The sequence below is a fragment of the Streptomyces sp. NWU339 genome, assembly GCF_003143855.1.
Classification (GTDB): Bacteria; Actinomycetota; Actinomycetes; order Streptomycetales; family Streptomycetaceae; genus Streptomyces.
In genome coordinates, this window is record NZ_QFRK01000002.1 from 288,272 (window position 1) to 311,095 (window position 22,824).

Below are 22,824 nucleotides of genomic sequence, written 5' to 3' on the forward strand. Positions count from 1 at the left end.
TCTCGTTCAGGACCGGAATCGGGAACTGAGTAAAGGGTGAGTAAGTTGCATAGGTGTGGGCCCGCGATTGCGCGGGTCCGCACACGGTCCACGAACTCGCGGACCTGACGAATCAACAGCGAACTTCGAGGTGCCTACCTTGGCTTTCCAGATGCCGGACCGTGGCGGAGGCCCGACAGGGCCACGGATGAGAGTGGGCCGCCCGTCCCGGCGGGTCCGGACCCTGCTCATGACCCTGGGCGTCCTGGCCGTCCTTCTCATGGTCTTCACCATGTTCGCGGGGTTCTGGACTGACTGGTTGTGGTACCGCTCGGTCGACTACTCGTCGGTGTTCACGACGACCCTGTGGACCAAGATCGGACTCTTTTTCGTCTTCGGCCTGCTGATGGCCTTCGCGGTCGGCTTCAACATCTGGCTGGCGCACCGGATGCGGCCGCCGCTGAGTGCCATGTCGTTGGAGCAGCAGAACCTCGACCGGTACCGGATGGGCATCGCGCCGTACAAGAAGTGGCTGCTGCTCGGCATCACCGCACTGGTGGGGCTGATCGCCGGCGCCTCGGCGTCGAGTCAGTGGCGGACCTGGCTGATGTGGGTCAACGGTGTGCCGTTCGGCAAGAAGGATCCGCAGTTCAAGCTCGACGTCTCGTTCTACGCCTTCGACCTGCCCTGGTACCGGTTCATGCTCGGGTTCGGCTTCGCCGCCGCGATCCTGTCGCTGATCGCCGCCGCGCTGACGCACTACCTGTACGGTGGGTTGCGGGTCACCAGCCCCGGCGCGCGGGCCACGGCGGCCGCCACCGGGCACCTGTCGGTGCTCCTGGGCATCTTCGTCGCCTTGAAGGCGGTCGCGTACTGGCTCGACCGGTACGGCCTGGCGGTCAAGTCCAGCGACTTCAAGGCGACCGACAACTGGACGGGTCTGCGGTACGTCGACGCCAACGCCTATCTGCCGGCCAAGACGATCCTGTTCTGCATCGCCGTGATCTGCGCGCTGCTGTTCTTCGCCACCCTGTGGCGGCGTACGTGGCAGCTGCCCGTGATCGGCTTCGGCCTGATGGTGCTGTCGGCGATCCTCATCGGCGGCCTGTACCCGGCGATCGTGCAGAAGTTCCAGGTCCAGCCGAACGAGCAGGCCAAGGAAGCGCCGTACGTCGAGAAGAACCTCAAGGCGACGCGTGAGGCCTACGGCATCGACGACGCCCAGGTCGACGAGTACCCGGGGACCAGCCAGACCGAGGACAAGACCAAGCTCCGGGACCAGGTCTCCGAGACGGCGAGCATCCGGATCATGGACCCGAACATCGTCTCGCCGACGTTCCAGCAGCTCCAGCAGATCAGGAACTACTACGCGTTCCCGACCAACCTGGACGTGGACCGCTATTCCGACCCCAAGACCGGCGAGGAGCAGGACACCGTCATCGGCCTGCGTGAGCTGAACCTCAACGGCATCCCCAAGCGGAACTGGATCAACGACCACTTCCGGTACACCCACGGATACGGTGCCGTTGCCGCCAAGGGCACCAGCGCCGACGACGGCCGTCCGGTGTTCACCGAGTCCGACCTGCCGTCCAAGGGCGACCTCGGCACGTACGAGCAGCGCGTCTACTACGGCGAGCGGACGACGACGTACTCGATCGTCGGCGGTCCCCAGAAGGAGATCGACTACTCCGACGACAGCGGCGAGAAGACGACCAGCTACAAGGGCGACAGCGGTGTCGACCTCGCCAACCCGATCAACCGGGCAGCCTACGCCGCGGCGTTCAGCGAGCCGCAGATCCTGTACTCCGGTGCCATCGGCGAGGGCTCGCGGATTCTGTACAACCGCACGCCCAAGGAGCGCGTCGAGGCGGTCGCCCCGTGGCTGACCATCGACGGCGACGCCTACCCCGCGGTGGTGGACGGCCGGATCCAGTGGATCGTCGACGCCTACACGACCACCAACGGCTATCCGTACGCGTCGCGGACGACCCTCGGTGACACCACGGCCGACTCGCTGACCGCCACCAACGACAACCGCGCGGTGGTGGCCCAGGAGAACCGGGTCAACTACATCCGCAACTCGGTGAAGGCGACCGTCGACGCGTACAGCGGCGAGGTCAAGCTCTACCAGTGGGACACCAAGGATCCCGTCCTGAAGACGTGGATGAAGGCGTTCCCGGAGACGGTGGAACCGAGGAGCGAGATCTCCGGCGACCTGATGGACCACCTGCGGTATCCGCAGGACCTGTTCAAGGTGCAGCGCGAACTGCTGACCCGCTACCACGTGAAGGACGCCACCACGTTCCTCAGCGGCAGCGAGGTGTGGCAGGTGCCGGCCGACCCGACGAACAAGACGGGCGACGCGGTACCGCCGTACTACCAGAGCATGAAGATGCCCGACCAGAAGGAACAGGCCTTCTCGCTCACCACGACGTTCACTCCGAACGGCCGTGACAACCTCAGTGCCTTCATGGCGGTCGACGCCGAGGCGGGCAGCGAGGGGTACGGCAAGATCAGAGTCCTGAAGCTGCCGACGAGCACCACGGTGGCCGGACCCAAACAGGTGCAGAGCCAGTTCAACTCCGAACAGGACATCGCCGAGTCGATCAGGCTGCTGAGAGGCGGCGACTCCGAGGTCGAGTACGGCAACCTGCTGGCCGTCCCGCTCGACGGCGGACTGCTGTACGTGGAGCCGGTCTACGTACGCGGTGGTGGACTCAAGTACCCGCTGCTGCGGAAGGTGTTGGTGACCTACGGAGGCCAGACGGCCTTCGAGGACACGCTGGAGCAGGCTCTCGACAAGGTCTTCGGGGCCAAGGGCTCGGCCACCGAGCCGCCACCGGGCGAGGACGAGGGCTCCGGCGAGGACCAAGGCACGCAGCCGCCGCCGACGTCCGAGAACCCGTCGGTCCAAGCGGCCCTGAACGACGCCCAGGATGCCTTCCAGGCCGGTCAGGAAGCCCTGAAGAAGAACGACTGGGAGGCCTACGGCAAGGCGCAGAAGGATCTCGAGGAGGCCTTGCGCCAGGCTGAGAAGGCCCAGTCCGCGGAGGGCGGGAGCGGCTCCGGCGGAGGCGGCTCGAACGCCTCGGAGAGCAGCCCCAGCCCCGACCCGAGCCCGAGCAGCTAGCAAGCCGCCTGGTCAAAGGCCCATCCCGCGCCGTGGTACGGTTGTACACACAACGGCGCGGGGTGGAGCAGCTCGGTAGCTCGCTGGGCTCATAACCCAGAGGTCGCAGGTTCAAATCCTGTCCCCGCTACTGAAGTCGCGATGACAGCGACATCACAAAGGCCCGGATTCCTTGAGGAATCCGGGCCTTTGTGATGTGCGAACGCATGTGCCGAATCCAGCGACGGCCGCGCCGACGACGGGAGTTGGCCGATCTGTGTTTGACTTGTCTCTCTGTGGGCATGTCGACAAAACGCTGAAGTGACCTCACTGACTGCGGCATGTCAGGTGTACCCAGGTTGCGGGTGGTGCGACGATGGACGTTATGGGGGATAGGGCAACTCTGTACGAGACGGGGCGTTTTGAGCAGTCCTCCTCACGGGAGGAACCTCGCGACGAGACGGGGGAAGCCGCCGACGAGGCGGCCGAGGAGCTGCGCCGGCGGCTCGCTGCCGAAGCCGGCGACGTGGAGGCGATGAGCGTCCTCGGCGCCATGCTGCTGCGCCGCGGCGACCTCGCCGGAGCCGAACCCCAGCTGCGTGCCGCCACCGCCGCGGGCGACCGAGCCGCCGCCAACAACCTGGGCGTCCTCCTGTTCCAGCGGGGCTACGCGGAGGAGGCCGCGGGATGGTGGCGGATCGCCGCCGTCGCCGGTTCCGCCCCGGCGGCCCACGCGCTCGGCCGGCACCACCGCGAGCGCGGCGACGAGCCCGCCGCCGAGTACTGGCTGCGCCAGGCCGCCGAGCAGCACCATGTGCTGGGTGCCTACGCACTCGCCGACCTGCTGGAACACCGCGGGGACACGGCCGGGGCCGAGCGCTGGATGCGAGCCGCCGCCGAGCGGGGGCACCGGGAGGCCGCCTACCGGCTGGCCAGGGCGCTGGACCGGAAGGCCGCGGAGGAGACCGACGGCAGGGGAAACCCGTTAGTGGAGGAGGCCGAGCAGTGGTACCGGCAGGCCGCCGCGCGGGGACACCGGCGGGCCGCACTGCACCTCGGCGTGATCCTGGAGAAGCGCGGCGAGCTCAAGGAGGCCGGCCGTTGGTATCTGACGTCCGCCAAGGACGGGGAGGCGCGGGCCGCCTGCGCGCTCGGCTTCCTGCTGCGCGACGCCGGAGACGCCGACAACGCCGCCGTCTGGTGGCTGCGTGCGGCCCAGGACGGCGACGGCAACGCCGCCAACGCGCTGGGCGCCCTGCACGCCGAGCGCGGCGAGACCCAGACCGCCGAACGCTGGTACCGGGCCGCGATGGACGCGGGCGACGTCAACGGCGCGTACAACCTCGCCCTGCTCTGCGCCGAGCAGGGCCGGACCGGACCGGCCGAGCAGTGGTACCGCAGGGCCGCCTACGCAGGTCACCGGGAGGCGGCCAACGCGCTGGCGATCCTGCTGCTGACGGCCGGGGACGAGACGGGCGCGGAGCCCTGGTTCTCCAAGGCCGCGGAAGCGGGGAGCGTGGACGCCGCCTTCAACCTCGGCATCCTGCACGCGGGCCGGGAGGAGAACGCGGCCGCGCTGAGCTGGTACGAGAGGGCGGCGGCCGCCGGGCACACGGAAGCCGCCCTCCAGGTCGGCATGGCCCGGTTGCGTGACGGCGACGAGGGCGAGGCGGAGCGGTTCCTGCGGTGCGCGGCGGGCGGCGGCAGCGCCGAGGCTGCCTACCGCCTGGCCACCGTCCTGGACGCGCGTCGCCCGCCGGAGCCCGCGCATGAACTGGGCGAACCGGTGAACCGGCGCAGCGAGTGCGAGGAGTGGTACGAGCGCGCCGCCTCCCAGGGCCACCGGCGCGCGCAGGTGCGCGTCGGCATGCTCGCCGCTGCCCGCGGTGACGTGGTCGAGGCGGCCCGCTGGTACCGGGAGGCGGCCGAGGCCGGTTCCCGCAACGGCGCCTTCAACCTGGGCCTGCTGCTGGCCCGGGAGGGCAGCGAACCCGAGGCGGCCGTGTGGTGGACCCGCGCGGCCGACGCCGGACACGGCCGCGCGGCTCTGCGGCTCGCCCTGGTCTACGCGCGCCGGGGCGAGCTCGCCGAGGGCCAGGGCTGGGCCGACCGTGCGGCGGCGCTGGGCCCGGCGGCGGTCACGGAACGAGCGATCCGCCTGCGCGACGCGCTCCGTGAGGAACTGTCCGCGTGACGGCGCACCTCAAGGGCTCACGGCTTCCACGGAAAGGGATTTGCTTCCGTCCACACCCTTGACGTAACGTTGCATTCATCGACGCGGGGTGGAGCAGCTCGGTAGCTCGCTGGGCTCATAACCCAGAGGTCGCAGGTTCAAATCCTGTCCCCGCTACTGAAGGCCGAGGGCCGGAATCCGAAAGGGTTCCGGCCCTCGGCGTATGTCCCTGCTCAGGCTCCCAGAGGCACGCGAAAGCCCCTCAGAGGCACGAAAAAGCCCCGGCGTACTGCCGGGGCTTTTTCGTGCCTCTGAGGGGCGGCGCAGGCCGGGTGCCTCATGCTGCGGCGCAGTTCGGGCAGACGCCCCGATACGTCATCTCGACGCTCGAGACAGTGAAGCCGAAGCGCTCGGTGTCGGGGAGGTCGGCCAGCGGGTTGCCCGTCGGGTGCACGTCCCGGATCGCGCCGCACTGCGCGCACACCAGGTGGTGGTGCGGTCGGTGGGCGTTCGGGTCGTAACGCTTGGCTCGTTTGTCCGTGGCGACTTCCACCACCTCACCGAGGGTGACCAGTTCGCCCAAGGTGTTGTAGACGGTCGCTCGGGAGATCTCCGGCAGCCGGGTGACGGCCCTGGCGTGCACCTCGTCGGCTGTCAGATGGACGTGATCGCCGTCGAGGACCTCGGCCACCACACGACGCTGTGCGGTCATCCGCCATCCACGTCCGCGCAGTCGTTCCAGAAGGTCACTCATGGGCACCAGCCTAACAGCTAGAGGGACCAGGTCCCGAACGGGTGTGACTTTGGAGCGTTGCTTGACTTAGACATTGTCCATTATAGGATCAGTGCTGGCTTTAGCCAAGGGTAAATACTTCGGCAAGCGGCTGGAAGCCGCGGTCCAGGCCCTGTGCGGCTGTATTCCAGCGCTGGACCGCTTGCCGTTGCGACGGGCCGGGCCCCCTTCCGGGGCCCGGCCCGTCGGTTATGCCGACGTGCGCTGGGCGGCCTGCTGTCGTACGGGGGCCCAGCAGCGGATGAGGTCGCGCACCGAGACGATGCCGACGGGCTCGCCCCGCTCCAGGACGATCAGATGGCGGAAGCCTCCGCGCGTCATGGCGTGAGCGGCGTCCTCGAGGGTCCAGGACGGGGTGGCGAAGACGACGTCGGTCGTGGTGTGGGAGTGGGCGTGCTCGGAGTCCGGGTCCTGTCCCAGCCCCAGGGAGTCGAGGATGTCGCGTTCGGTGAGAATGCCGATGCCGGTGCCGTCGGGGTCGAGGACCACGGCCGCGCCGACGCGGCGGGTGGACATCAGGGCGGCGGCCTGGCGGAGCGTGTGGGCGGGGCCGATGGTGAGGACCACCGTGCTCATGGCGTCGCGGACGAGCATGGGATGGAGCCACCTCCTACCGGAAACCGTGCCGACGGACCTCGGGCCGGCCCGCTGGTTCATGGTTTCACAAATTCACAAGTGGGGGGACTCTCACAGTCGCAGGCAAAGCGGGCGCCAACAAGGGGGCGTGTGCGGCGAATGAGGGCGCACCCTCGGGCGCACGTCAGTAGCGCTGGTTGAGATAGCCCAGCAGCTCGTCGTGCAGCAGCCCGTTCGAGGCGGCGGCGTTGCCGCTGTGCGGTCCGGGGCGGCCGTCGAGCCCGGTGAAGCTGCCGCCGGCCTCGGTGACCACGATCGCGGTGGCCGCCATGTCCCAGAGGGACAGCTCCGGTTCCGCGCACATGTCCACCGACCCCTCGGCGACCATCATGTACGGCCAGAAGTCGCCGTACGCGCGCGTGCGCCACACCTCGCGGGTGAGGTCGAGGAAGCCGTCCAGGCGCCCCTGCTCCTCCCAGCCGCTGAGCGAGGAGTACGCGAAGGAGGCGTCGGAGAGCTTGGAGACCCCGGACACCTGGAGCCGGGAGGCCTGGGACAGGCTGCGGCCGGTGAAGGCGCCGTGGCCCTGCGCGGCCCACCAGCGGCGGCCCAGAGCGGGAGCCGAGACGAGCCCGACGACGGGCTGGAAGCCCCCCTCCCCGGCCTCCATCAGTGCGATCAGCGTGGCCCAGACCGGGACGCCGCGTACGTAGTTCTTGGTGCCGTCGATCGGATCGATCACCCAGCGTCGCGGCCCCGTGCCCTCCACCCCGTACTCCTCGCCGAGGACCGCGTCCCTCGGGCGGGCACGCTTCAGGTGGCCGCGGATGACGTCCTCCGCGCCCTTGTCCGCCTCGGTCACCGGCGTCATGTCCGGTTTGGTCTCCACCTTGAGGTCGAGGGCCTTGAACCGGTCCATCGTCGCGGCGTCGGCGGCGTCCGCGAGGACGTGGGCGAGACGCAGGTCGTCAAGGTAGTCGGGCATGCAACGAACCGTATCTGCCGAGGTGGGGCCGGGGCCACCTCGGGTTCGCGGGGCTGCGCCCCCTGTGCGCCGCCGTGTACGGATCGTGCGCGGGGAGTGCGCGGGTCGCGTACCGGCCAGTGGCCGGGACACCTCCGCGGCACCGGAACTCCGCACCCCACGCGAACCCTTGACAGTGCCCGGCGGCGCGTCAAATCTGAAGCGCAGAGCCGCTCGCCCGCCCCGAGGGAGGCGATGATGCCTGCAGCGCGGGAATCTCTGCTGGACGCCGCTTACACGGCACTCGCGCGTCGTCCGTGGTCCGCGGTGCGGATGGTGGACGTGGCCGCTGCCGCCGGGGTGTCCCGGCAGACCCTCTACAACGAGTTCGGCAGCAAGGACGGACTCGCCAGGGCCCTGGTCCGCAGGGAGGCCGACGGCTACCTCGCCGGCGTCGACCGCGCCCTCACCGTCCATCACGACCCCCGCGACCGGCTCACCGCGGTCGCCGAGTGGACCGCCGCCACGGCCGCCGGGAACGCCCTGGTCCGCGCCATGCTCACCGGCTGCTGGAGCGAGCGCCTGCCCTCCCCGGCCCTGGCGCCGGTCCGGTCCGGCTCCGCCGTGCCCGCCCAGCGCCGCGCCGACGGCCCCCTGCCCTCGCCCGTCGACCTCGTGGCCCTCGTCCGGGACCGCGCCGTGGCCGTCCTGGCCGGCCCCGGGGTGCCCAGGACCGACACCGCCGAGCTGGCCCGCTCCTGTGAGCTGGTGGTACGCCTCGCTCTGTCCTGTGTCGCCGCACCGCCGCCGACCGAGGGCGGCATCGCCGACCTGGTCCGCAGTGCCCTGAACCGTCAGCCGGTTCCGTAGCGTCGCATGCGACGCATGCTCATGACGGTCGGCGTTCTGCGCTCACCGCGCCGATCCCGACAGCTGCAGCCCGATCACTCCGATGATCACGAGGGAGATCGACACGATCTTCAGCGTCGACACCAGGTCACCCAGGAACACCATTCCGTAGATCGCCGTCCCCGCCGCCCCGATTCCCGTCCACACGGCGTACGCAGGCCCGACGTCGAGTTTCTTCAGGGACAGGGTCAGCAGGCCGAAGCTGCCCAGCGCGAACGCGCAGAAGGCGACCGTCGGCCACAGCCGTGTGAAGCCGTGGGACAGCTTCAGACACACGGCGAACCCGGTCTCCAGCAACCCGGCCACCACGACCATGAGCCACGCCATGTGTCGTCCTCCCGTTGTCCCCGCCGCCAGTGACCGGTTCGCCGGATTCGACGGCTTCGGATCCGGCTCGGTGCGATTATGCACTTACCGTCCGCACGCCATGACAAACACGCGAGGGCCGACGACTCCGCTCGTGGCTCGAGGGGATCCGGTTGCTTCCGGCCGCTCCGGCTCAGTCGCCTTCCGTGCGCTCCCGCGTCGCCAGCAGCCTCCGCAGCGAGTACAGGCGCGCCGGGTCCGCGTGCCCCTCGGCGACCCAGGCGTCCAGCGCGCAGTCCGGTTCGTCGTGACTGCACGCGCGTGGGCAGCCCTCCGTACCCGGCTCCAGATCGGGGAAGGCGTGGATGACCCGGGACGGATCGACATGGGCGAGGCCGAACGACCGCACCCCGGGGGTGTCGACCACCCACCCTCCCGCGCCCGACAGGGGCAGTGCCAGGGCGGACGTCGTCGTATGGCGCCCACGCCCCGTCACCGCGTTGACATGCCCGGTCGAACGCCGCCGCTCCTCCGGCACCAGCGCGTTCACCAGCGTCGTCTTACCGACCCCGGAGTGCCCCACGAACGCCGTGATCCGGCCCTCCAACTGCTCCCGCACCCGGTCGGCCGCCGCGCCGCTCTCCAGTTCCGCCCGGCTGGTGACGACGTACGGGATGTCGAGGTCGCCGTACAGCTCCAGCAGCTTGTCGGGCGGTGCGAGGTCCGACTTGGTCAGCACCAGCAGCGGGGTCAGCCCACCGTCGTACGCCGCGACCAGGCAACGGTCGATCAGGCGCGGGCGGGGCTCGGGGTCGGCGAGGGCGGTGACGACGGCCAGCTGGTCGGCGTTGGCGACGACGACCCGCTCGTAGGGGTCGTCGTCGTCCGCGGTACGGCGCAGTACCGACGTCCGCTCGGCGATGCGGACGATCCGCGCGAGTGTGTCCTTCCTGCCCGAGAGGTCGCCGACGATCGCCACCCGGTCACCGACCACCGCCGCCTTGCGGCCCAGCTCCCGGGCCTTCATGGCGAGCACGATCCGGTCCTCGACGAGGCAGGTCAGCCGACCCCGGTCGACGGTGAGGACCAGGCCCTCCGCGGCGTCCTCGTGCTTGGGCCGGATGTGGGTGCGCGGCCGGTTGCCCTTGCGGTTCGGGCGGGAGCGGATGTCGTCCTCGTCGGTGTGTTTGCCGTAGCGGCGCATCGTCTGCGTTCCTATACCCCGAGCATCCCGGTCCACAGGTCGGGGAAGTCCGGCAGGGTCTTCGCCGTCGTCGCCACGTTCTCGATCCGCACGCCCTCCACCGCGAGGCCGATGACCGCGCCGGCGGTCGCCATGCGGTGGTCCTCGTAGGTGTGGAAGACGCCGCCGTGCAGCGGGCGAGGGCGGATGTGCAGACCGTCGGCGGTCTCGGTGACGTCACCGCCGAGCTCGTTGATCTCCTTGGTGAGCGCGGCCAGGCGGTCCGTCTCGTGCAGCCGGAGGTGAGCCACGCCGCGCAGGGTGGACGGTGAGTCCGCGAGGGCCGCGACGGCGGCGACACCCGGCGCCAGCTCGCCGACGTCGCCGAGGTCCACGTCGATGCCGTGGACCGACCCGGAACCGGTGAACACGAGTCCGTACTCGGTCAGCTCGCAGGAACCGCCCATGTCGGTGAAGATCTCCCGCAGCCTGTCACCGCCCTGGGTGGTGCGGGCGGGCCAGTCCGGGATGACGACCCGGCCGCCGGTCACCAGCGCCGCCGCGAGGAACGGCTGCGCGTTGGACAGGTCCGGCTCGATCGTCAGGTCCCGTCCGAGCAGGGCCCCCGGGGTGACCCGCCACACGTTGGGCTCACCGCCCGACTCAGGGCTGTCCACCTGGGCGCCCACCGCGCGGAGCATGTCGACGGTCATCCGGATGTGCGGCAGGGAGGGGAGCGTCGAACCGGTGTGCCGGACCTCGACGCCCTGGTTGAAGCGGGGCGCGGACAGCAGCAGGGCACTGACGAACTGCGACGACGAGGACGCGTCCACCGACACGGTGCCGCCGTCCAGGGCGCTGCTGCCGTGCACGGTCAGCGGCAGCGCGCCGCGGCCGTCGTCGTCGATCCGGGCACCGAGGTGACGCAGCGCGTCGATGACGCCGTTCAGCGGGCGCTCGTAGGAACGGGGGTCGCCGTCGAAGCGGACGGGACCGTCGGCGAGGGCAGCGACCGGGGGGAGGAACCGCATCACCGTGCCGGCGTTCCCGACGTCGACGGTGGCCGGGCCGCGCAGGCCCGTGGGCAGCACCCGCCAGGCCTCACCGGTGCCGTCGGGGCCCACACCCTCCTCGATCTCGATGCCCATGGCCCGCAGCGCGCCCGCCATCAGCAGCGTGTCGCGGGAGCGGAGCGGACGGCGCAGCCAGCCGGGCTCGGAGGCGAGGGCGGCGAGCACGAGGGCACGGTTGGTGACCGATTTCGACCCGGGCACGTGGACCGTCGCGTCGACGGCTCCGCTCGCGTGCGGGGCGGGCCAAAGGGCGGTGTGCGCAGGGTTAGCGGTCATGCGCCCCACTTTAGTGGGGGCCCCGACCGCCGGGCGTGCCCGGGACCTCCGGGTCGGGTTCCCCGGCACCTCCGGCGTCACAGCCCCAGCAGCCACCGTCCCCCGCCGAGCAGCGCACACAGCGACACGGCGTGGAACAGGAACAGCCACAGCCCCGCCGGTACGTGCGTCAGCCGGGACAACTGGTCCGCGTCCGAATCCCCCGCACCCCCGCGCGCCCGCTTCGCCTGGAGTTCGAAGGCCGGACGCACCCCGCCGAGCAGCAGGAACCACACCACGGCGTACGCGAACGCCGCCTGGACCTGGGGGCCCGCCACCCAGGACACCAGGACGAAGGTGGCGCCGGTCACCAGTACCGTCAACGCCCCGTACGCATTGCGGATCATCACCAGCATCGCCACGAGCAGCAGCGTGGCCAGCCACAGCAGCAGGGTGATGCGCCCGGTGCCCAGCAGTGCCGCGCCGCCGAGTCCCAGCAGCGGGGGAGCGGTGTAGCCGGCCGCGGCGGTGAGGATCATGCCGATGCCGGTCGGCTTGCCGCGGCTGACGGTCAGGCCGCTGGTGTCCGAGTGGAGGCGTATCCCCGTGAGCGTGCGGCCGGTGAGCAGTGCCACGAGGCCGTGGCCGCCCTCGTGGGCGATGGTGATGGCGTTGCGGGAGAGCCGCCACAGCCCGTGCGGTGTGACGACGACGAGCGCGGCGGCCAGTGTGGCGATCACCACCCACAGATCCGGGTCGGGCTGGGTGCCGGACACCTCGTCCCAGAGCGAGGCGAGCGAGGCGGATGCGGTGCTGTCCATGTTCGGTGGGGGCTCCTCGGGGTCGCGGACCGGAGGGGGGCGGCGCGGAGCGCCTCGTTGAGGGGTGGTGGCCGGGAGACGGGTGGGCCTGGCAGTGTTGCACGTATGTGCGGACGGTATGCAGCGAGTCGCAGGCCCGAGGATCTCGTGGAGATCTTCGAAATCCAGAAGTGGGAGCCGGAGGAGACCCTGGAGCCCGACTACAACGTGGCCCCCACCAAAGAGGTCTTCGCCGTCCTGGACCGCGTGGTGAAGGACGCGGACGACCCGCGGCCGGTTCGGCAGCTGCGGAAGCTGAAATGGGGCCTCGTGCCGTCCTGGGCCAAGACGCCCGAGGGCGGGGCCCGGATGATCAACGCACGCGCGGAGACCGTGCACGAGAAGCCCTCCTACCACCGCGCCTTCGCCACCCGCCGCTGCATCCTGCCCGCCGACGGCTACTACGAGTGGGTCACCGGCACGCAGGAGCGGGAGCTGGAGGTCGAGGGCAAGAAGAAACGCCCCCGCAAACAGCCGTACTTCGTGACGCCGGCCGACGGCTCGGTGTTCGCAATGGCCGGACTGTACGAGTTCTGGCGGGACCGGACGCTGCCGGACGACCATCCGCGGGCCTGGTGGGTGACGTGCTCCGTCATCACCACCGAGGCGGAGACCACGCCGCTCGCGGTGCCCCCGGAGGAGGGCCCGCGGGCCCTGGCCGACATCCACCCGCGGATGCCGCTGATGCTCACGCCGGACCGATGGGACGCCTGGCTGGACCCCTCCCGGACCGACACCGAGGACCTGCGCGGGCTGCTCGCCCCGCCGTCCCCCGGACTGATGCGCGCCTTCCCGGTCTCCACGGCGGTCAGCAACGTCCGCAACAACGGCCCGGAGCTACTGAATGAGCTGGTCGCACCGGAAGAGGGCACACTCTTCTGATGTGACGAACGTGATGAACCTGACGAAAGTGAACAAGGAGCCTTCAGTCGAGACCGCCGAAGCCGTCGAGACCGCCGAAGCCGTCGAGACCGTCGAGACGGAAGCCGGTCCCGCCCGCATCACCTGGCACCCTGCCCGGCACGCCCCGCGCCTCGTCCTCGCGCTGGGGCACGGTGCCGGCGGCGGCATCGAGGCGCGCGATCTGAAAGCCCTGGCCGCCGTGCTCCCCGCGCACGGAGTGACCGTGGCCCTGGTCGAGCAGCCCTGGCGGGTGGCCGGAAAGAAGGTGGCGCCCGCGCCGAAGACCCTGGACCTCGCCTGGCGGGGCATCTGGCCCGCACTGACGAAGCCGGGCCTGCCGGTGATCTCGGGCGGGCGCAGCGCCGGAGCCCGCGTCGCGTGCCGAACCGCCGGCGAACTGGGCGCCCATGCCGTACTCGCCCTCAGCTTCCCCCTGCACCCGCCGGGCAGGCCCGAGAAGTCCCGCGCCGGGGAACTGCTCGGCGCCGCGGTCCCCACCCTCGTCGTGCAGGGCGGCAACGATCCGTTCGGCAAGCCCGGGGAGTTCCCCGAGTACGGGAGGGGCCGCGCACTGGGGGTCCCCTCAGGCGTTCAGCTCCGGGGGAGCACAGGTGCGAGGGCGGTGGTGGGAGACGGGTGGGCGTACGAACTGGTCGAGGTGGCCCACGGTGACCACGGCTTCGGCGTTCCCAAGCGGGCGGACATCACGCAGGACGAGGCCCTGACGGTCGTCACCGACGTGGTCGTGCGGTGGGTCGACGCCCTCGGACGGCACCGGCCCGGCCCCCGCGGGTAAAGCTTCGGGAATGTCCCGGCCCCCCGCGCTGTTGACCCCGACGTATTCGCCGGTCACCGGCACCGGCACCGACGTCGTAGGAGAGGGAGTCCGCCGCATGGGGTCGACGTATTGCCCGAGGCGCAGCAGCCGTGCCGACCTGGACTGGACGGTGCTGCACGCGGCCAGGACCGCCCCTGTTCGGGCGGCGGGCGGACCGGATCGTCGTCTATCCTCCGATTCGAGTGGGACCGCTTCGGGTCGCACGACGACTCTGGAGGAGGTGGGTCCGGTTCCCGGTACCGGCGCAGGGACCGAACACGGCCAGGCGGAGCAGCCCGAGGGCCGGGGCGGCAGGGGCGACAAGAACGCCGAATCGCCCGCGGAGCGCAACGCGCGCTTCGAGCGGGACGCCCTCGAATTCCTCGACCAGATGTACTCGGCCGCACTGCGCATGACGCGCAACCCGGCGGACGCCGAGGACCTGGTCCAGGAGACGTACGCCAAGGCGTACGCGTCCTTCCACCAGTTCCGCGAAGGCACGAACCTCAAGGCGTGGCTGTACCGGATCCTCACCAACACCTTCATCAACTCGTACCGCAAGAAGCAGCGTGAACCGCAGCGCAGCGGCGCCGAGGAGATCGAGGACTGGCAGATCGCGCGTGCCGCGTCGCACATGTCGACCGGTCTGCGCTCGGCGGAGTCGCAGGCGCTCGACCACCTGCCCGACTCGGACGTCAAGGAAGCGCTCCAGGCGATTCCCGAGGAGTTCCGCATCGCCGTGTATCTCGCGGACGTCGAGGGCTTTGCCTACAAGGAGATCGCCGACATCATGGGCACACCCATCGGTACCGTGATGTCCCGGCTGCACCGTGGTCGCCGCCAACTGCGCGGCATGCTCGAGGACTACGCGCGCGAGCGCGGACTGGTCCCGGCGGGCGCCGGACAGTCGAACGAAGCGAAAGGCTCGGGGTCATGAGCTGCGGAGAGCCGCACGAGACGGATTGCAGCGAGATCCTCGACCATCTCTACGAGTTCCTCGACCGTGAGATGCCGGATGCCGACTGCGTGAAGTTCGAGCACCACTTCGAGGAATGCTCGCCGTGCCTCGAGAAGTACGGACTCGAGCAAGCGGTGAAGAAGCTGGTCAAGCGGTGCTGCGGGCATGACGACGTGCCGGGCGACCTGCGGTCCAAGGTCATGGGCCGACTCGACCTGATCCGCTCCGGCCAGGCCGTTCCCGATCAGGACGTCACGGCTTCTCCGGCCCAGGCCCCCCAGGTCTCCGAGCCGTCCCAGGTCCCGCAGGCCACGCCGCAGGAGTCCTGAGACCGGCCGCCCGACCGGTCGTATGGCAGCCCGACTCCGGCCGACCTGGAAACCGTTCCCCGAAAATATCCCCCGAAAGGGGAGCGACGTCACCCGTACGTGCTAATCCGCGGACTCTGGGCCCGCGGAAGCGTCGTTCGCCCCCCTAGGCTCCAGAACCTGACAGACGGCAGGCCGTCGAGCGCGGCAGGCACGGTCGGGGGGAGGGGCTCATGGAGGCGTTACCGACGCGGGCCCGCGTGTATGTGGCCGGTGTCGCCGTGGCGGGCCTGCTCTGTCTGCTGCCGCCGCACGTCGCGCAGACCGTGCACGGCCTGCAGATGCCGCACGTTCCCTGGCGTGAGTTCGCCTCGCTCGCCGTGCTGTACGCATGCTGTGAGTGCCTCGTCCGGTCCCGGTACCTCGGTGTCCCGAATCCGGGCGGCACCTTCCATCCCGTGCTGCTGGCCGCGGCCTTCCTGCTGCCGCCGTCCGCTGCCGCGCTGGTCGCGCTGCCCGGCGCGCTGCTCACTCCGGTGGAACAGCGGCCGTTCCTCGCGCGGCGGATCTGGCGGGCCGCTCAGCTGACGCTCGCCGTGTGGGCCGCGAGCCGGGCGCACCAGGCGGCCGACGGCCGGGACGCGGTCGCGGCCGGTGACGTGCCGGCGGCGCTGGGCGCGGTCGGCGCCTCGGTGCTGGTGTTCTGCCTGCTCCTCACCCTGCTGGACCACGGCATCGTGGCGCTCACGGCCGGCGTGCCGCTTTGGCGCGGGAGCCCGGCCGCCTGGTGGCGGCTGTTCCTGCGGTCGCTCGCGCCGGTCACCGTGCACGGGCTCGCCGGACTGATGATGGCCCTGCTGTGGCGCGGCCCCTACGGGCCGGTGGCCGCGCTGCTCGTACTGCTGCCGATGTGTGTCTCGTGGTGGGCATTCGCCCAGTACCACCGGGAGCGGGCCGCCCACCAGGCGACGATCCGCGCGCTCGTGCAGGCCGTCGACATCAAGGACGGGTACACGCGCGGGCACAGTGAGCGGGTCGGGCAGGCCTCCACGATGATCGCGCGCGAGCTCGGCATGGACGACGAACGGACCGAGGTGCTGCGCTTCGCGGGCATCCTGCACGATGTCGGCAAGCTCGGTGTGCCCACCCGGCTGCTCACCAAGAACGGACCGCTGACCCCCGAGGAGCGGCGGGTGATCGAGCTGCACCCCGAGTACGGGCACGAGATGGTGCGGGGGATCTCCTTCCTGGGTGAGGCCCGCGCGGCGGTGCTGCACCATCACGAGCGGCTGGACGGAAGCGGCTACCCCTACGGGCTGGCGGGCGGTCAGATCCCGGAGTCCGCGCGGGTGGTGGCCGTCGCCGACGCCTTCGACGCGATGACCTCCACCCGGTCCTACAGCAGGGCCCGGCCGGTGCCCGTGGCGCTGGAGGAGCTCCAGCGGTGTGCGGGCGCCCACTTCGACCCGCGCATGGTGGAAGCGCTGGTACGGGCGATCGGCCGGGCCGGCTGGCATCCCGCGGTGACGGCCGAGGACGTCCGGCCCCCCGGCCCGCCCGCTCCCGCACCGGCCCCCGCCCCCGCTCCCGACGCCGCCCCCGGCCCCGCCGGACCCGTCGCCGACCAGCCCCGGGCCCGCCGATGAGCCTCCGGCTGCACACCCTCGTGCACGCATGCGCCGCCGTGCTCACCACCGGCTGTCTCGGCGCCACCCTGTGGAACGGGATCACGGAACGGGGCATCGCCCTCGCCTTCGGGGTGCTCGTCGCCGCCGGCGAACTCACCCGGCACAACGGGTCGCACATCCGTCAGGCCGCACCGCTCGCCGCGGCCGGGGCACTGGCGTACGCGCTGCTCGGTGAGGCCGACGGGCGGTCCACCCACCACGACGCGGCCCAGATCGTCACCGTGGTCCTCGCCGGCTCCCTGCTCGGCAGCGTGCCGCACGTCGGGCGCGGCCCCGGACCCGCACGCGACCACCTGGCCCGCCGGACACTCACCGTCGGGTTCGTCGCCGTGTGCTTCCAGCCCCTCTACGGCCGAGGAACGTTCGACGACTGGGGCGGCTCCGCCCACGCGCTGCTGCTGCTCGCCCTGCTGTCCCTGTCCACGCTCTGCGACGCCGTGCTCGCCGCCGCACTGGCCCACTCCCGCACCGGCCGGCCCTTCCCGCCGGCGCTGCGCGACGAGCTGCGGGCCCTGCCCGGCATCGGGGCCGCCGTCGTCGCGACGGGCGCGGTGATGGCACTCGGCGTCGCGGTCGTGGGACTCTGGGCGCTGCCCCTCCTGTCCGTGCCGCTGCTGCTCGCACAGCTGTCCTATCGGCGGTACGCCGCGGTCCGGGCGACCTACCGGCAGACCATCACTTCCCTCGCGCGAGCCACCGAGATCGCCGGCTGCACCCCGGCCGGGCACGCCCGCAGGGTCGCCGAACTCAGCCAGTCGGTGGGCCGGGACCTGGGGCTGACCGAACCCGACCTGACGGTGCTGGAGTACGCCGCCCTGATGCACGACATCGGCCAGCTCAGCCTCGTCGACCCGGTGCCCGTGGGCGCCACCGCCGCCCTGTCCGTCCCGGAACAGCGGCGGATCGCCCTCCTCGGCGGCGCGGTGGTCCGCCAGACCGGCGTGGACCCGCGGGTGGCGGGGATCGTGGAGCGGCAGGCCGACCCCCACCGGGAGCAGCCACTGGCCGCGCGGATCGTCCGGGTGGTGAACGCGTACGACGAGAAGTCCCGGGCAGGAGGGCCCGGCGGGCCGCTCACGGCACTGGAGGAACTGCGGCTGGGTACCGCCGGGGAGTACGCGCCCCAGGTCGTCGAATCACTGGCCCGGGTGCTGTCCCGGGAACGCAGGGACCTCGGAGAACACGGAGACCGGTATGCGACCTGAGGGGATGAGGACATCGGCACGGGGGCGGCGCCGGGGTGCGAGGGCGGGTGCCGAGCGCGGCGAGAGCCGCGAACGGGACGGTCTTACCCGGCCCGGGGCTGGGTAACCCATGGGTAATGAGCGCCGTTCCGGCCGTACGTGGTTGGATGCGAAGGAGACGGTGTCCGGGGGGCTAGGCCGCCCACCGAACGGAACTGGCAGGCGGGAATCGTGAGGATCTTCGGCAAGGGACGGAACCGGCCCTCCGCCTCCTGGCGGCAGGCCACGGACCGCGCGTTCACACTCATCGGCGACGGCCGGTACGAGGACGCGGGCGCGCTGCTGACCCGGGCCGCCGATCTGGAACCCTGGCTGTCGGAGTCCTGGTTCAACCTCGCGCTGCTGCACAAGTTCCGGCACGACTGGGAGCAGGCACGGGCGGCGGGCCTCAGGGCCGTCGCGCTGCTCGACCGGGACACCGGGGCGCCCGACTGGTGGAACGTCGGCATCGCCGCCACCGCCCTGCAGGACTGGCCGCTGGCCCGCCGCGCCTGGCAGGCCTACGGGCTCCGGGTGCCCGGGAGCCCCACCGGCTCGGGTGAGCCGCTCGGCATGGACCTGGGCAGCGCGGCCGTACGGCTGTCCCCGGAGGGGGAGGCCGAGGTCGTCTGGGGGCGGCGGCTGGACCCCGCGCGGATCGAGGTGCTGTCCATTCCGCTGCCGTCCTCCGGCCGCCGCTGGGGCGAGGTCGTCCTGCACGACGGGGTGCCGCACGGCGAGCGGAGCACGGTCGCCGGACACACCTACCCGGTGTTCGACGAGATCGAGCTGTGGGCGCCCTCACCCGTGCCGACCTGGGTGGTCCTGCTGGAGGCCGCCGGCGAGGCCGACCGGGACGCCCTGGAGCAGCTGGCCGCGGACGCGGGATTCGCCGCCGAGGACTGGTCGTCCTCGGTGCGGCTGCTGTGCCGGATGTGCTCGGAGTCCCGGATGCCGTCCGACGAGGGCGAGGGCGAGCACCTCGACCCGCACGACCACAGCGAGCCCGGACACCCCGGGCCGCTCGGCCACCGCACCGACGGGCAGCTGTGGGTGCCGGAGCGGGAGTGCGGGCTCGCCGCACCCGCCTCGCTGGTCCGCGGCCTGCTGGACGGCTGGGTCGCGGACAGCCCGGACTCACGCGACTGGCGGGACCTGGAAGAGGTTTGTTAGGCCGGCTGCCGGGGCCGCGCGCCGGGCGCAGACCACGTCGGGGACCGGGGCCGGCGAGGCGGCCGGTCACCGTACCCTGTATCAGCACCATCCCCCATGTTTTCCAGGAAGGCGTACGTCGGTCATGGCTCAGCAGGACACCGATCAGCAGCACGCGGGCGTGCTCCCCGTCGACGACGAGGGGTACGTCATCGACACGGAGGACTGCGCCGAGCGCGAGGCCGCCTGGGTCGAGCGAGGCACCTCGCGACCGATCACCGTGGTCGGCAACCCGGTGCTGCACAAGGAGTGCAGGGACGTCACCGACTTCGGCCCCGAGCTCCAGCAGCTGGTCGCGGACATGTTCGCCAGCCAGCGCACCGCGGAGGGCGTGGGGCTGGCCGCGAACCAGATCGGCGTCGACCTGAAGGTCTTCGTCTACGACTGCCCGGACGACGAAGGTGTGCGTCACGCCGGGGTGGTCTGCAACCCCAAGCTGGTCGAACTGCCCGCCGAGAGGCGCCGGCTGGACGACACCAACGAGGGCTGCCTGTCGGTACCCACCGCGTACGCTCCGCTGGCCCGGCCCGACTACGCCGAGGTGACCGGTCAGGACGAGCAGGGCAACCCGGTCAAGGTGCGCGGCACCGGCTACTTCGCACGGTGTTTGCAGCACGAGACCGACCATCTCTACGGCTACCTCTACATCGACCGGCTGTCCAAGCGGGAACGCAAGGACGCGCTGCGGCAGATGGCCGAGAACGAGCCGCGCTACCCCGTGGTCGCCAACGACTGACCACCGGGTCCTTCGCCCCCTGGAGCCCGGTGACCCCTGCCGCCGCTCAGGTCCCCCGGGGCACAGAACTCACCTGCGCACGGCGTCCGGTCCGGATTCCCTTCCGGACCGGACGCCGTTCGCCTTTCCGTCATGTGTTCGATCCCTCGACGGGTCATCAACCCTGAAATCAGCCACACAAGGGGAGAATCTCGGCACCGCGGGGTAGTGAATGGAGCAAATACGTCCCCAGGGCGGTCAGTTGTGGTGCTGAATGGAGGCGTGGGGATACGCACCGGCGCACGCCCGGCAGAGAGGACCGGGCACATGTCAACTGGCGGCCGAGAGGGGATTGTTCGTGCATGCTTTGTCACACGGCACCACATCGAAACCGACCACCGTCTTGGTACCACAGGCGCTGTCTCTCCCGGTGATCGAGGCGGCGTTTTCCCGGCGACTCCATCCGTATTGGCCGAGGCTCCAGCAGGAAACCCGTGCGTGGCTGCTCGAAAAGCGGCTGATGCAGCCCGACAAGGTGGCCGAATATGCCGATGGCCTGTGCTACACGGACCTCATGGCGGGCTACTACACCGACGCGGCCGACGAGGTCCTGCAGGCGATAGCGGACTACAGCGCGTGGTTCTTCGTCTGGGACGACCGTCACGACCGCGACATCGTGCACGGCCGACCCGCCGCCTGGCGGCGGCTGAAGGACCTGCTGCACACGGCTCTCGACAGTCCCACGGAGCACCTGCGTCACGAGGATCCACTGGTGGCCGGGCTCGCGGACAGCGTGCGGCGGCTGTACTCGTTCCTTCCGGACACCTGGAACGCCCGGTTCGCCCGGCACTTCCACACGGTGATTGAGGCGTACGACCGGGAGTTCCACAACCGGACGGAGGGAATCGTCCCGACCGTCGAGGAGTACCTCGAACTGCGTCGGCTCACCTTCGCACACTGGATCTGGACCGATCTCCTGGAGCCGAGTGCGGGCTGTGAACTCCCGGACGCCGTACGGAAGGACCCGTCCTATCGGAAGGCGGCCCTGCTCAGTCAGGAATTCGCCGCCTGGTACAACGACCTCTGCTCGCTCCCGAAGGAAATAGCGGGTCATGAGGTGCACAATCTCGGAATCAGTCTCATCGTCCATGAAGGGCTGACCCTCGAAGAGGCGGTCACCGATGTGCGGCGCCGCGTCGAGGAATGCATCACGGAATTCCTGGATGCCGAAAAGAACGCCTTGAAGTTCGCCGACAGCCTCGACGACGGCACGGTGGGAGGAAAGGAAATGGGGGCCGCCGTGCGGGTCTGTCTCGGAAACATGCGGAACTGGTTCAGTTCCGTCTACTGGTTCCACCACGAGTCCGGCCGGTACATGGTCGACAGCTGGGACGACCGCTCCACGCCCCCGTACGTCAACAACGAAGCGGCAGGTGAGAAATGACCGTCGAGTCGGTGAAGCCCGACGCGTCTGACGCGTCCGCGGCGACCGAACCGTGCGAGCCTCCGGTGGCCGGTGGCGGAGTCCCCGGCCTGGGCCACGGCCTCAGACTGGTCCGCGATCCACTGGCCTTCATGGCCCAGCTGCGCGACCACGGCGACATCGTGCGGCTGAAGCTCGGCCCCAAGACGGTGTACGCCGTCACCACGCCCGCCCTCACCGGGGCGCTGGCGCTCGATCCCGACTACATCATCTCCGGCCCCCTGTGGGAGTCCCTGGAGGGCCTGCTCGGCAAGGAGGGCGTGGCCACGGCCAACGGCCCGCTGCACCGGCGTCAGCGGCGCACCATCCAGCCCGCCTTCAAACTCGACGCCATCCCCGCCTACGGCCCGATCATGGAGGAGGAGGCACACGCGCTGACCGAACGCTGGGCGTCGGGGGAGCCGGTCGACTGCACCTCCGAGTCGTTCCGGATCGCCGTGCGCGTCGCGGCGCGCTGTCTGCTGCGCGGTGAGTACATGGACGAGCGGGCGGAGCGGCTGTGCGCCGCGCTCGACACCGTCTTCCGCGGCATGTACCGGCGGATGGTGGTGCCGCTCGGCCCGTTGTACAAGCTGCCGCTGCCGGCCTATCGCGAATTCAACCGGGCCCTGGCCGATTTGCACCGCGTGGTCGACGAGATCGTCGCCGAACGCCGCGCATCCGGTCAAAAGCCGGACGATTTGCTGACGGCATTGCTGACGGCGAAGGACGACAATGGCGACCCGATCGGGGAGCAGGAGATCCACGACCAGGTGGTCGCGATACTCACCCCCGGCAGCGAGACGATCGCTTCCACGATCATGTCGCTGCTTCAGGCACTCGCCGCGCATCCGGAACACGGGGACAGGGTGCGAAACGAAGTACTCGACGTCACCGGTGGGCGTCCGGTGGCATTCGAGGACGTCCGCAAGCTCACCCACACCAATAATGTCGTCGTCGAGGCCATGCGTTTGTGGCCCGCCGTCTGGATATTGACGCGCCGGGCGGTCGCCGACAAGGAACTCGGTGGCTACCGCATTCCGGCCGGGGCGGACATCATCTACAGTCCGTACGCGATCCAGCGCGATCCGAAGTCGTACGAGCGCAACCTGGAGTTCGACCCGGACCGGTGGCTTCCGGAACACTCGAAGGACGTTCCGAGGTACGCCATGCGTCCCTTCAGCCTGGGCAACCGCAAGTGCCCGAGCGACCACTTCTCCATGGCCATGCTGACACTGACCACCGCGGCGCTGGCGACGAGGTACCGCTTCGAGCAGGTGGCCGGCTCCGACGACGCCACCCGGGTCGGCATCACCCTGCGGCCGAACCGGCTGCTGCTGAGGCCGGTCGCGCGCTGA

Annotated in this window: 20 protein-coding genes and 2 tRNA genes; 15 read left to right on the top strand and 7 right to left on the bottom strand. The window is 70.6% G+C overall.

What is annotated here, in order from left to right:
- The first annotated feature begins 151 nt into the window (after positions 1-151).
- The 4 genes from DIZ27_RS04295 to DIZ27_RS04310 all read left to right on the top strand — a co-directional run bounded on the left by DIZ27_RS04295 (position 152) and on the right by DIZ27_RS04310 (position 5,438).
- Complete coding sequence (locus tag DIZ27_RS04295; RefSeq protein WP_258308233.1) at positions 152-3,109, top strand: UPF0182 family protein; 2,958 nt, start codon at positions 152-154, stop codon at positions 3,107-3,109.
- Positions 3,110-3,165: 56 nt separating this feature from the next.
- Positions 3,166-3,239: transfer RNA gene (locus tag DIZ27_RS04300), tRNA-Met, on the top strand.
- A 225-nt stretch (positions 3,240-3,464) separates the two neighbouring features.
- Positions 3,465-5,282, top strand: coding sequence for a tetratricopeptide repeat protein (locus DIZ27_RS04305; RefSeq protein ID WP_109376919.1), 1,818 nt, complete (start codon positions 3,465-3,467; stop codon positions 5,280-5,282).
- 82 nt (positions 5,283-5,364) lie between these two features.
- Positions 5,365-5,438, top strand: a tRNA-Met gene (locus DIZ27_RS04310).
- A 160-nt stretch (positions 5,439-5,598) separates the two neighbouring features.
- Here DIZ27_RS04310 and DIZ27_RS04315 read toward each other — a convergent pair.
- The 3 genes from DIZ27_RS04315 to hisN form a co-directional block, all read right to left on the bottom strand.
- Entirely contained in the window at positions 5,599-6,015 is a 417-nt protein-coding gene (locus DIZ27_RS04315; RefSeq protein WP_109376920.1) for a Fur family transcriptional regulator, read from the bottom strand.
- 228 nt (positions 6,016-6,243) lie between these two features.
- Positions 6,244-6,648: a cyclic nucleotide-binding/CBS domain-containing protein gene (locus tag DIZ27_RS04320; RefSeq protein ID WP_109376921.1), complete on the bottom strand. Its 405-nt coding sequence runs from the start codon at positions 6,646-6,648 to the stop codon at positions 6,244-6,246.
- A gap of 166 nt (positions 6,649-6,814) precedes the next feature.
- Positions 6,815-7,615 (bottom strand): histidinol-phosphatase, encoded by an 801-nt coding sequence (gene hisN, locus DIZ27_RS04325; RefSeq protein WP_109376922.1) that lies wholly within the window; start codon positions 7,613-7,615, stop codon positions 6,815-6,817.
- A gap of 234 nt (positions 7,616-7,849) precedes the next feature.
- On the opposite strand from hisN, the gene DIZ27_RS04330 reads away from it, so the two are divergent.
- Positions 7,850-8,464, top strand: coding sequence for a TetR/AcrR family transcriptional regulator (locus DIZ27_RS04330; protein ID WP_109376923.1), 615 nt, complete (start codon positions 7,850-7,852; stop codon positions 8,462-8,464).
- 42 nt (positions 8,465-8,506) lie between these two features.
- Here the strand turns inward: DIZ27_RS04330 and DIZ27_RS04335 are convergent, their stop codons facing one another.
- The 4 genes from DIZ27_RS04335 to DIZ27_RS04350 all read right to left on the bottom strand — a co-directional run bounded on the left by DIZ27_RS04335 (position 8,507) and on the right by DIZ27_RS04350 (position 12,141).
- A complete protein-coding gene (locus tag DIZ27_RS04335) occupies positions 8,507-8,830 on the bottom strand; it encodes a multidrug efflux SMR transporter (RefSeq protein WP_109376924.1) in 324 nt (107 codons plus the stop codon).
- 172 nt (positions 8,831-9,002) lie between these two features.
- Positions 9,003-10,013, bottom strand: coding sequence for a ribosome small subunit-dependent GTPase A (rsgA, locus tag DIZ27_RS04340; protein WP_109376925.1), 1,011 nt, complete (start codon positions 10,011-10,013; stop codon positions 9,003-9,005).
- An 11-nt stretch (positions 10,014-10,024) separates the two neighbouring features.
- On the bottom strand, positions 10,025-11,341 hold the full coding sequence (gene aroA, locus DIZ27_RS04345; RefSeq protein ID WP_109376926.1) for a 3-phosphoshikimate 1-carboxyvinyltransferase: 1,317 nt from the start codon (positions 11,339-11,341) through the stop codon (positions 10,025-10,027).
- A 77-nt stretch (positions 11,342-11,418) separates the two neighbouring features.
- A complete protein-coding gene (locus DIZ27_RS04350) occupies positions 11,419-12,141 on the bottom strand; it encodes a M50 family metallopeptidase (protein ID WP_109376927.1) in 723 nt (240 codons plus the stop codon).
- A gap of 105 nt (positions 12,142-12,246) precedes the next feature.
- On the opposite strand from DIZ27_RS04350, the gene DIZ27_RS04355 reads away from it, so the two are divergent.
- The 10 genes from DIZ27_RS04355 (at position 12,247) to DIZ27_RS04400 (ending at position 22,824) form a co-directional block, all read left to right on the top strand.
- On the top strand, positions 12,247-13,062 hold the full coding sequence (locus tag DIZ27_RS04355) for an SOS response-associated peptidase (RefSeq protein WP_109376928.1): 816 nt from the start codon (positions 12,247-12,249) through the stop codon (positions 13,060-13,062).
- Between the two features lie 13 nt (positions 13,063-13,075).
- Entirely contained in the window at positions 13,076-13,879 is an 804-nt protein-coding gene (locus DIZ27_RS04360) for an alpha/beta family hydrolase (RefSeq protein ID WP_258308234.1), read from the top strand.
- A gap of 262 nt (positions 13,880-14,141) precedes the next feature.
- Positions 14,142-14,837, top strand: a complete 696-nt coding sequence (locus DIZ27_RS04365) for a sigma-70 family RNA polymerase sigma factor (protein ID WP_219933584.1) — start codon at positions 14,142-14,144, stop codon at positions 14,835-14,837.
- Entirely contained in the window at positions 14,834-15,187 is a 354-nt protein-coding gene (gene rsrA / locus DIZ27_RS04370; RefSeq protein WP_109376931.1) for a mycothiol system anti-sigma-R factor, read from the top strand. The genes DIZ27_RS04365 and rsrA overlap by 4 nt, the downstream gene beginning before the upstream one ends.
- A gap of 212 nt (positions 15,188-15,399) precedes the next feature.
- Entirely contained in the window at positions 15,400-16,812 is a 1,413-nt protein-coding gene (locus tag DIZ27_RS04375; protein ID WP_109376932.1) for an HD-GYP domain-containing protein, read from the top strand.
- Complete coding sequence (locus DIZ27_RS04380) at positions 16,809-18,059, top strand: HD-GYP domain-containing protein (RefSeq protein WP_109376933.1); 1,251 nt, start codon at positions 16,809-16,811, stop codon at positions 18,057-18,059. Before DIZ27_RS04375 ends, DIZ27_RS04380 begins: the two co-directional genes overlap by 4 nt.
- Positions 18,060-18,269: 210 nt before the next feature.
- Complete coding sequence (locus DIZ27_RS04385; RefSeq protein ID WP_109376934.1) at positions 18,270-19,250, top strand: hypothetical protein; 981 nt, start codon at positions 18,270-18,272, stop codon at positions 19,248-19,250.
- 124 nt (positions 19,251-19,374) lie between these two features.
- Entirely contained in the window at positions 19,375-20,025 is a 651-nt protein-coding gene (gene def / locus DIZ27_RS04390) for a peptide deformylase (protein ID WP_109376935.1), read from the top strand.
- A gap of 337 nt (positions 20,026-20,362) precedes the next feature.
- A complete protein-coding gene (gene cyc1, locus DIZ27_RS04395; protein WP_109377023.1) occupies positions 20,363-21,448 on the top strand; it encodes an epi-isozizaene synthase in 1,086 nt (361 codons plus the stop codon).
- Positions 21,445-22,824: a cytochrome P450 gene (locus DIZ27_RS04400; protein ID WP_109376936.1), complete on the top strand. Its 1,380-nt coding sequence runs from the start codon at positions 21,445-21,447 to the stop codon at positions 22,822-22,824. Before cyc1 ends, DIZ27_RS04400 begins: the two co-directional genes overlap by 4 nt.